This window comes from Bacillus sp. AY2-1, from assembly GCF_008368965.1.
Classification (GTDB): domain Bacteria; phylum Bacillota; class Bacilli; order Bacillales; family Bacillaceae_G; genus Bacillus_A; species Bacillus_A thuringiensis_S.
In genome coordinates this window covers 1-8,860 of sequence record NZ_QPEL01000042.1, presented here as the reverse complement: position 1 = coordinate 8,860, position 8,860 = coordinate 1, and the positions used below count along the sequence as shown (strand labels likewise).

The following is an 8,860-nucleotide window of genomic DNA, read 5'->3' as shown; positions in this document are numbered from 1 at the left end:
TTTTTATTTTGGTACTTATGGTTTACTATTATTTAATTTTGAAAAATGCTAATTTGTATTTAAAATTTTATAAACTATTTGCTTATAACATATTCAGTTTCTGAAGCATGTAATTTTAATAAATTTGAGAATATTTCGCGTCTGCTGCTGTTAGATTGATTTGTAAAATCAATTGTTTCTACCCATTCAATAAGCTTTTTGATTTTTTGATCCTCTAATTGTTCATTTTTTTGATAAACAAAGAAACCTGTTAAATATAGAATATAATCCATTCGAGAAATATATTCTTGTAATTCATTATTATTGATGAATTCTAAAGCTGTTTCTAATGATTCTAATGTAAGTTTAATAATTGATTTCAATGTATCAACATTTAATTTTGTTAGGATTGCTTCTTTAGTATCTGATGGAATTGGTGCATAGTTTGTATTGTGATAACCATCTTTTTCAATTATTTCATATGCAGGATTTAATGCTGCTATCGGATAAGAAACATTTGTTGTAAATGGTGTAAATAATTCTTCAAAACCATACTCAAAAGCTTTTTCTTTAAAAGGATTTGTATAATCAGTATAAATATCTAAATTGTGAAGTTTTAATTTTGAGAAATTCATTTGTAATGTTGTAACTCTACTACCAGCATTATTTAAAACTTCAAACCATTCGATTTGTTCATCTTCAGTTAAATTTTCTGCAATGTTGATTGTATAGTTATAGCTTCTTATTTTAGTACGCACAAGTATTAAAGCAGCAAATAATTCTGTGAAAGTACCTTTTTCTTGAAGATATTTTATTAATAGTTTTTCATCTTTATTGAAAAGAATACCTACAGGGATTTGGCTTTTTGTTATGCTGCCATCTACGATTCTAAAAATACCTCTAGAAATATCTAAAACAATATTTCGGAAACTATCATGATTAATATATGCTTTAAAGTTTGTAGTTAAACGTTGTTGACCATCTACAACAGATTGATGATCACCTTTAATTTCAGATTGTGAAATTAGTTCTCTATTTAAAAAAGATACTTGAGGAACATAGTTATCAGTATCGTCGCTAATTTCATTTATTGAAATTGGAGATACAGGTGCCTTACCAAACAATTGGAAGTTAAATAAATCAACTGCTTTTGATAATGTCCAACTTAAATCACGTTGATATAAAGGTAGAGTAATTTTATTGTTTTTTATCTTTTCACACATTGTAGCAATATCCATTTGATGTGTTTTTTTTGTTGGATTAAAACTAGTAGCTGCTTCTATTTTATTATGTATTTTCATATGGAAAATTCCCGCCTTCCTTGTTTTGATATACCTATTATATATTTCCATAAGCGAAAAAGTCAAGCTGCTTTATGTAGCAGCTACATGTTTTTTGTGTTTAATGAGTATTTTTTTAAAAAAAGATTATTAAATAGCTATTATCAAAATAAGCTGCTACATAAAAATATTTTTCAGAACTCCATTAATATATATCATTTTTGATACGTGGAGAGAGAGGAGTTTTAAGGGATATTGTCTGTGCGGTTCTATGGAATGGTATAATCGTTTTGTATATTTGTATGGAATGGAGATGTGTGTAGTGGCTGAAACGTTGACACCGACTAAAGGGTTAGAAGAACGATTTGAAGAGTATAAAGAAAAACTTGAAGGCTTTAAAGAACAGGTTGGTAATAAAATTGATAAGGATGTTCAGGAGTTTTTGAATGCGACTGTTGGAGGGGATGAGTTGCAAGTAATTTTGCGTGGTCATCTTTATATTGAACATGAGCTTGAAAAGTTGTTGAAAATTTATATGGTGGAACCGGAACTTGTTTTAACTGAGAGATTTATGTTTATGAATAAAATAAATTTAGCTATTGCTTTAGGAGCATTATCGTTGGATAAGAAAATTCCTTATAAAAGGTTGAATGATTTGAGGAATAAATATGTTCATCAACTTAAATTTAAAGTAAGTGAGACTGATTTAAATAGATTGGTGGATTCTTTTGATAGAGATTTGAGGGGTGAGATTTCGGTAAAGATATGGAATGAAGGACTTCCAGTGGAGTATAGAGGAAGCCAGATAAACAAATTGCAAAGTGCAGTGTTATCGTTATGGACTTATCTTTTGAAAGTTGTGCATGTAGAAAGTACAATTAAGTTTAAAAAGAAGCTTGAAATAGTTGGTGAAAAATATAAAGGGAATGATCCTACTAAGATTGAAGATGCGTATTTGGCAGAATGTGAAGAGTTATTTAATAAAATGCAAATAGAAGTAGGAATAATGGAAGGCTCCTAATTAAATTAGGAGTTCTTTTTTATTTTTCTTTATGAAAATCCGAAATACATCTATGTTTCTTCTATATTAAGACTGTGAAAATTGAATGTGAGAGGTGAAAATGTATGGAAAAGTTCATGTTTATTGCAGTCTTAATTGGTTTAGCAGCTGATTGTATTACGATTGGTCTATTTGTTGCGTTGTTCTTTTAAATAGTAGTGAAGTCCCTTGGATTATTAAAGGGGCTTTTTTTTGTTGGTGGATTCTTTAAATGGTGAATGAATCTAGAACATTGTCTTTTTCTTCTTTGTTGATGCCGATATAAGTCAGTGTGATTTGAGGTGTACTATGATTTAGGATTTCTTGTAACATAGCTACATCTTTTGTTTGTTTATAGAACCAATAGCCGAAGGTTTTTCGCATGGTGTGGGTACCAATGGATTCTACACTGGCAAAATCCCCGGCTTTTTGTAATTGTCGATAAGCCTGGATCTTATTAATGGGCTGATCTCCTTTTCTTGAAGGGAATAACCAGGTACTTTCTAGAGTTTGGGCATACGAATAGACTTCATCAAAAATAGAAGTAAGGTTAATCATGCGTTCTTTCTTTGTTTTTCCTTCTTTGATTTTAAATTCTTTTCTCTTTTTTCGTTTTAGCTTTACTATGATTTGGGTTTCAAGTTGAAGTAGATCACTAACACGTAATCCGGTATGAATGCCGATTAAAAAGAGAATATAGTCTCGTTCAGAACAATGACGTTTAAGAGCCCATTTCATATCTTCGATTTGTTCTTTGCTACGGATAGGTTGGACATCAATGAGATGTGGTTTTTTGTTCATGGTTTTATGACCTCTTTATTTATAGTGTTTTGAATGTATACTTTTATCATATAAATTGAGGATATCAGGGGAATCATTGAAAAGTCAATGATTTAGGGAAAATGAATGTAAACTAATATTCAAAAGTTTACATTTGAGAATAGGGAAAATAATTAGGGTATTAGGATTACTTTTTTGTTTATATATAAATTTAGAGAATATGTATGAAAGTTAATAAATAAAAAATATAGTTTTTATTTGTATTTAAATGTTTTATGGCATTATCTTGTTATAATTGAATAATACATAACTTGATAAAGGGGATATTTTAATGTTTTATATAAAAACTATAAGATGTAATGATTTTGGTTTGAAAGAAATTAATAAACAAAGTTTCATTGATACGATAAAGGATGTTGTACCAAGTCTTGGATATGAATTTGTTTTAGATTTAGCTTTTAAAGCTTATTTAGATGCATTGGGGATTGAAAAAAAATCTCCGAAGCTTGATTTTGAAACGGATGAAGAAAATTCTTATTTTGAAAGATTATATTTTAGAAGATTTATGGGTTCAAGAACTTCTGAATGGTCTAATTATTGTAAATTAAGGTCAGATAAAGGATATGTTGTTTTCCATCTTTTTTCTGATGAAGATGAGATAATTCTCGGTGGCGAAAAAGATCAAATGGAGATGAAATGTAATTTAGAGGTATGTGTAATAATGCCTGAATATGATGAATCTATAGAAAGTGAATTGAATGAAATTATTCAATTGTTAGTTTCTACTTTTAATGATATCAATGAATTTGCAGAATTCATTAATAAGAATGAAAAGTTCGTAGAACTTTCTAGAACTTATGAATCAGTTGATTTTGAAGAAAGTGATTATGTAATTGCTGAAGAATTATATAAACAAGATTTTCGTACTGTTTTACAAAAAATAAGAATGTCAGGTGGTATGTTTAGAAGAGATGCTGATGAAAAGTTTCAGGCAATTGTTAATAAAGATCTTTTAATTACTAAGATGATTGAGCTTGGTTTATTAACATTAGAGTTTATAATTTTATGTAAAAAAACTTCAGAAAAAATCAATGTTATTCCTGAAAAAAGTCTTGTAAAAGAACTGGGTGATCGAGGGATTAGATGTCCTCATTGTAGTACCCTTGTAAATGAAGAACATTTAGATGAGTGGTTAACAGTTACAGAATTAGGGCATCAAATGTTGAATGGAAATCATTGGATGACTGTTTTATTAGTAAGTGTATTAAAAAAATTTAATATTAACAATGAAGATATTCTTATTAATGTTCAGGAAGGTCCTGAAGAAATTGATGCTTTTGTTCATTTTGATAATAATCTTCTTCAATTTGAATTAAAAGATAAACAATTTTCAATGGGAAATGCCTATGCTTTTCAGAGTAGATTATTCTCATATAGTCCTGAGATAGGAGTTATATGGTCTACTGAAGGTGTGGCTCCTGAAGTTAAAGAAAATTTTAAAAAAGTTCAATCAAAAGCTTCGATTTTGTATATAAAGACAGCTCAAGAATTAGAAGTTGAATTAAATCGTGTTTTTAACCAGATTAGGGAGAAAAGAGCTTTTAATATTTTAGTACCTTTGTTAGAACATTCTATGCCTCGCGTTAATGTGACTAGGGAATTGGTAAATAAAATTAGATTAGTAAAAGATGATAGTGAAACTTTAAAATTGAATCCTATTCAAAATTAAAAAAAGATGCTAATTAGCATCTTTTTTTATACAGTAAAATCCCATCATGATATAATTGTAAGTGACCAAACAAACAATTAGAGAAGGAGATTTTATATTTTGATATTCTATAAAAATCATAGCATAAAATGTTCCTCTTCTCTAGTTGAAAATCTTAGAAAAGAGGAGAAAGATTATGTCAAAGCTCGCCAATTTAGAACAAGCTGAAAGAAATGCAAGATTGAGGGATATCGAGAATTTAAAGATCTTGTCAGAAGAAGAGATGTACATAGCAAATGAGCTTCAAGCAAAAGCTAATTCGCATGGAATGAAATTAGTACCTGAACGGAAGATAAAAAACAAAGCTAAATTTGCTCAAATTATTCAAGAGAATTGGTTATATCTCATTCAAAATAATTATTTGAAAAACGAAGAAATTATGTTTTTAAACAAAATCATTGGATTTATAGGTTTCCGTTCTAATTGTATTGTTCATGATATTAATGCAAAAGAACAATTACCTATGACTCAAACAGAAATTGCAGATAAAATAGGATCTAGTAAAAATACAGTTAGTAGATTAGTAAAGCAATTAATTGAAAAAGGTCTCATTGGACGTTTTGAATCTGGTAGAGACGGAATTAATGCTAGAATGTATGCATTGTATATAAATCCTAATGTAATTCTTTGTGGGGATCGTGACAATATTAATCAAACACTACAAACTATGTTTATAAGAAAACCTAAAGAATTAAAAAATTTACCCATTAAATTAGTGTAACCTGTATGAATCTCATACAGGTTTTTTTATATTTTTTATAGTTATCGAATTCGATAACTAAAGTTATCGAATTCGATAACTATAAAAAATTCCAAATCCTTTTTTTTTATTTTTTATAGTTATCGAATTCGATAACTAAAGATTCGATAACTATAAAAAATCCCAAATCCCTTGGTATTACTTACTTTTTTCAACTTTTGTATACTTGTCCCTTCTCACTCTCTATATAAGGAGCTAAAAGTTCCGCAAGGAACGGGTCGTATTTTCTTTCGCTTTGCTACAGAAAATCTCCACCCTTTTCGCTTTGCTACATCCTTGCAAAACTTTTTTCGGCTCGAGTTTTGGCGGCACCAAGCCGATACATCCAAAAGCAACTATTTAGGTTTACCGGCTTGAATTTGCTATTATACGAGCCGAACCGCTAATGCTTTCGAATTATAATTTCATTTACCATATGTATAGATACGTAATACGTGGGGTTTCGCCCCCACACGACGAACCAGCCTCTACTCCAAAAGTCAACGGAAAAGCGAAGTACAATGGATTGGCAATAGCCGCGCCGTTGTACTTGTAATTAAATACGCCATCATAACGCTCATTTTTCGTTCTAAGGGCGTTATTTTGATTTTATTAGGAAATCTATTAGTTTGTGTTTGAAATCTAATAGAAACGATTTTGAGAGGTTATAAAAGTCTTGTTTGTTTTATATACGAGGAAGAATTGTTGATCTAAGAGTAAAAAAACAAGTTTTTAGTCTTCCGAAATATCCATTGAAAACCCATTGGATGTACATTGAAAATACATTGAAAGTACGTTGGAACTCCATTGAATTTTTTGTATTTGTGATATCACGTTTTTGTTAGGCTCTGCCTAACCTGTCACCCTTGGTGATAGCAAAAATTCCTTATGCTCTTGCACTTGTTGAACTTACTCTTTTCTTTGTTTGATTTGAAATCTATAATTTCTAATTTTATAAAATGATTTGTTTCAAAGTTATTAGGAAATTTTTGTGGCGCGGCCATGATCTTCGCTATATGGATTAAATAATCATTTATTAAGAAAAAAATGGAGTATAACTTAGATCCGTTAAAAATTTGTTATTTTTATATGACAGAAGGATATGAACCTTAGTAAAATGAATTAGTAAAAACCTAGGTTTGATACCTAGGTATCAAGGTTGATATTTTTGAAAATAACCCTTGATATTTAAAAAACTTAGGTTTTTATCTAGGTTTTAAAGGTGGGTAAAAAGATGGATAAAAGTGAAAACCTAGGTGAAGAAAAACCAGGTTATATAGCGATGACTGTTAAAGAAGTTGCATTGTGTTTAGATGAATCGCCAAATGTTATAAGAAATTGGATGAAAGAATTAAGGATGTATATTCCTTTAGAGAAAAATGAATCAGGATACAATGTTTTTAACGAAAAAGCTCTTGAACAAATGAAGATAGTTAAACAATTGCATCGAGAACAAAATTACTCAATAAAACAAATTGAACATTACTTTGCTACGGGTGGAGAGAGTATAAAACCTGTTCCTAGTAAAGAAGTTGGAGAGATTTTAGCCGAAGAATTAAATGCATTAAAAAATGAAGTTAGTAGACTTAGAGAACATAGTGAGAAACAAGAAGAATTTAATAAGTTGTTAATTGAACAATTACAAAAACAACAAGATTATATTGATAATAAGTTAGAGAAACGGGATCAGAAGTTACTTGAAACAATTCGTGAAGTACAAGAAACAAAAGCATTAACAGCATCTACTGAATCCAAAGGTTTTTTTGCGAGGTTATTTGGAAAATAACCATTTTAAGATTTATGATCCGAGTCCTGGCGTTTATGCCGCGAAAGTTCCTTGACGATGAGGGGAACCCTCATGCAAACTCGCCAGAGGTGGCCCCAGAAGGGCGGTTTTTGCCCGCTGGGGTTATCTTTGGGAGTTTGAGGGTTCGGAGGCTCGTGGTCAAGGGAACCGTGGAATAAAAAGCGAGGACGGACCTCAGGACAGGGCAAAAACCAATGTCTTCGCCAAGATTCGTGGTTCTATTGTTAGAAAAAGGCGAATAAGAATATAGCATACATACAATAAGGGAATGCAGTATAGATCAGTCTACAAGCATTCCCTTGCTATAAAGATGTTAATAATATTTTAATGCTGTTGTCGCTATATATGCCATGTATAGCAATGATAAAAAGATTAATATATCTAGTGTTAAAAAAACATATAATATTATTTTTATCTTTTTAGATATTTCATTTTTAATCATATATATAATGAATAGCATTGTAGTTGATTGGAATAGCATGGTGAAAAATAAAAATGTAATAGCAAATACCATATTTCCTGGTGTAAATGCAGTATTCATAATGAGTAGAGAACTAATTATATTAAGAATAAGTGTAGTTAGTACAAAAATATATTTATAAATGTTTTTAATTTTGATCGCCTACTTTTTAATTTTTTAGTTGGTAATACAGTTGTTTATTTTTATGGTTATATATAAGTATCTTTTTATTGTTTTCATCTACAATGTAAACATCTTTTTCTTCCCAATCTATTCCATGGGTTATATCTTTTTCAATTGAAAATAAAACATCCTTATTTCTAAAAGGAATTGAATTTCGATTAGCATGAATGTTTATTTCATGTTCTTTTGTTTGAATGCTATAATCTCCTGAATAATTGGAGAAGAATGGTGTTAATTTACTATAAATATATAAAATTTCTTTTTTATCGCTTTCTTGATAAAAGTGGGAATTAATAACCTTTAGATCGGATGTTTTTATGTCTTTTGGTATAAGTAAAAAGGCAACAAGACAATAAAATATAACGACAATAGTAATTAAAGAATATACGTAGAGAGCGGCTATTAATAAATATCTTTTATAATTGCTTTGTTTTATTATCTGATTTTGCAAATTTGAATCCTCCTTTAATAAAGAATCAATTGAAACATTAAATAGATTGCTTAAGGCTAATAAATTGGTTAGATCAGGAAGACTTTTTCCTAGTTCCCATTTAGATATAACTTGTCTTGAAATAAATAATTTGCTGGCTACATCTTCTTGTGTCATTTTATTTATTAATCTTAAATGTTTTATTTTTTTCCCAATGTCCATATATGTACCTCCTTTAATTACTTTAATTATTCTAATGTTAAATAGTAAGAAACGCATCGTAGCGTCATAAAAAAGGCATGCAATGATCTGTTGCAGACCTTTTGATCGTTGTTTTTGGTTTGATTTTTATAATATAGTTTTAAATTGATTTATCATAAGTACCAAAATAAAAA

The 8,860-nt window shown here is 29.4% G+C and carries 7 protein-coding genes; 4 read left to right on the top strand and 3 right to left on the bottom strand.

What is annotated here, in order from left to right:
* Positions 1 to 74: 74 nt before the first annotated feature.
* Positions 75 to 1,280, bottom strand: a complete 1,206-nt coding sequence (locus DN403_RS11315) for a GmrSD restriction endonuclease domain-containing protein (RefSeq protein ID WP_149185472.1) — start codon at positions 1,278 to 1,280, stop codon at positions 75 to 77.
* Between the two features lie 301 nt (positions 1,281 to 1,581).
* On the opposite strand from DN403_RS11315, the gene DN403_RS11310 reads away from it, so the two are divergent.
* Positions 1,582 to 2,280: a hypothetical protein gene (locus tag DN403_RS11310; protein ID WP_149185471.1), complete on the top strand. Its 699-nt coding sequence runs from the start codon at positions 1,582 to 1,584 to the stop codon at positions 2,278 to 2,280.
* Positions 2,281 to 2,526: 246 nt separating this feature from the next.
* Here the strand turns inward: DN403_RS11310 and DN403_RS11305 are convergent, their stop codons facing one another.
* Positions 2,527 to 3,099: a tyrosine-type recombinase/integrase gene (locus DN403_RS11305; protein ID WP_149185470.1), complete on the bottom strand. Its 573-nt coding sequence runs from the start codon at positions 3,097 to 3,099 to the stop codon at positions 2,527 to 2,529.
* A 310-nt stretch (positions 3,100 to 3,409) separates the two neighbouring features.
* Between DN403_RS11305 and DN403_RS11300 the strand changes: the two genes are divergently transcribed.
* The 3 genes from DN403_RS11300 (at position 3,410) to DN403_RS11290 (ending at position 7,371) form a co-directional block, all read left to right on the top strand.
* Positions 3,410 to 4,807, top strand: coding sequence for a hypothetical protein (locus DN403_RS11300; protein ID WP_149185469.1), 1,398 nt, complete (start codon positions 3,410 to 3,412; stop codon positions 4,805 to 4,807).
* Positions 4,808 to 4,982: 175 nt separating this feature from the next.
* A complete protein-coding gene (locus DN403_RS11295) occupies positions 4,983 to 5,567 on the top strand; it encodes a helix-turn-helix domain-containing protein (protein ID WP_149185468.1) in 585 nt (194 codons plus the stop codon).
* Between the two features lie 1,252 nt (positions 5,568 to 6,819).
* Complete coding sequence (locus DN403_RS11290) at positions 6,820 to 7,371, top strand: MerR family transcriptional regulator (RefSeq protein WP_149185467.1); 552 nt, start codon at positions 6,820 to 6,822, stop codon at positions 7,369 to 7,371.
* Between the two features lie 650 nt (positions 7,372 to 8,021).
* Here the strand turns inward: DN403_RS11290 and DN403_RS11280 are convergent.
* Positions 8,022 to 8,687: a helix-turn-helix domain-containing protein gene (locus DN403_RS11280; RefSeq protein ID WP_149185465.1), complete on the bottom strand. Its 666-nt coding sequence runs from the start codon at positions 8,685 to 8,687 to the stop codon at positions 8,022 to 8,024.
* Between the last annotated feature and the right edge of the window lie 173 nt (positions 8,688 to 8,860).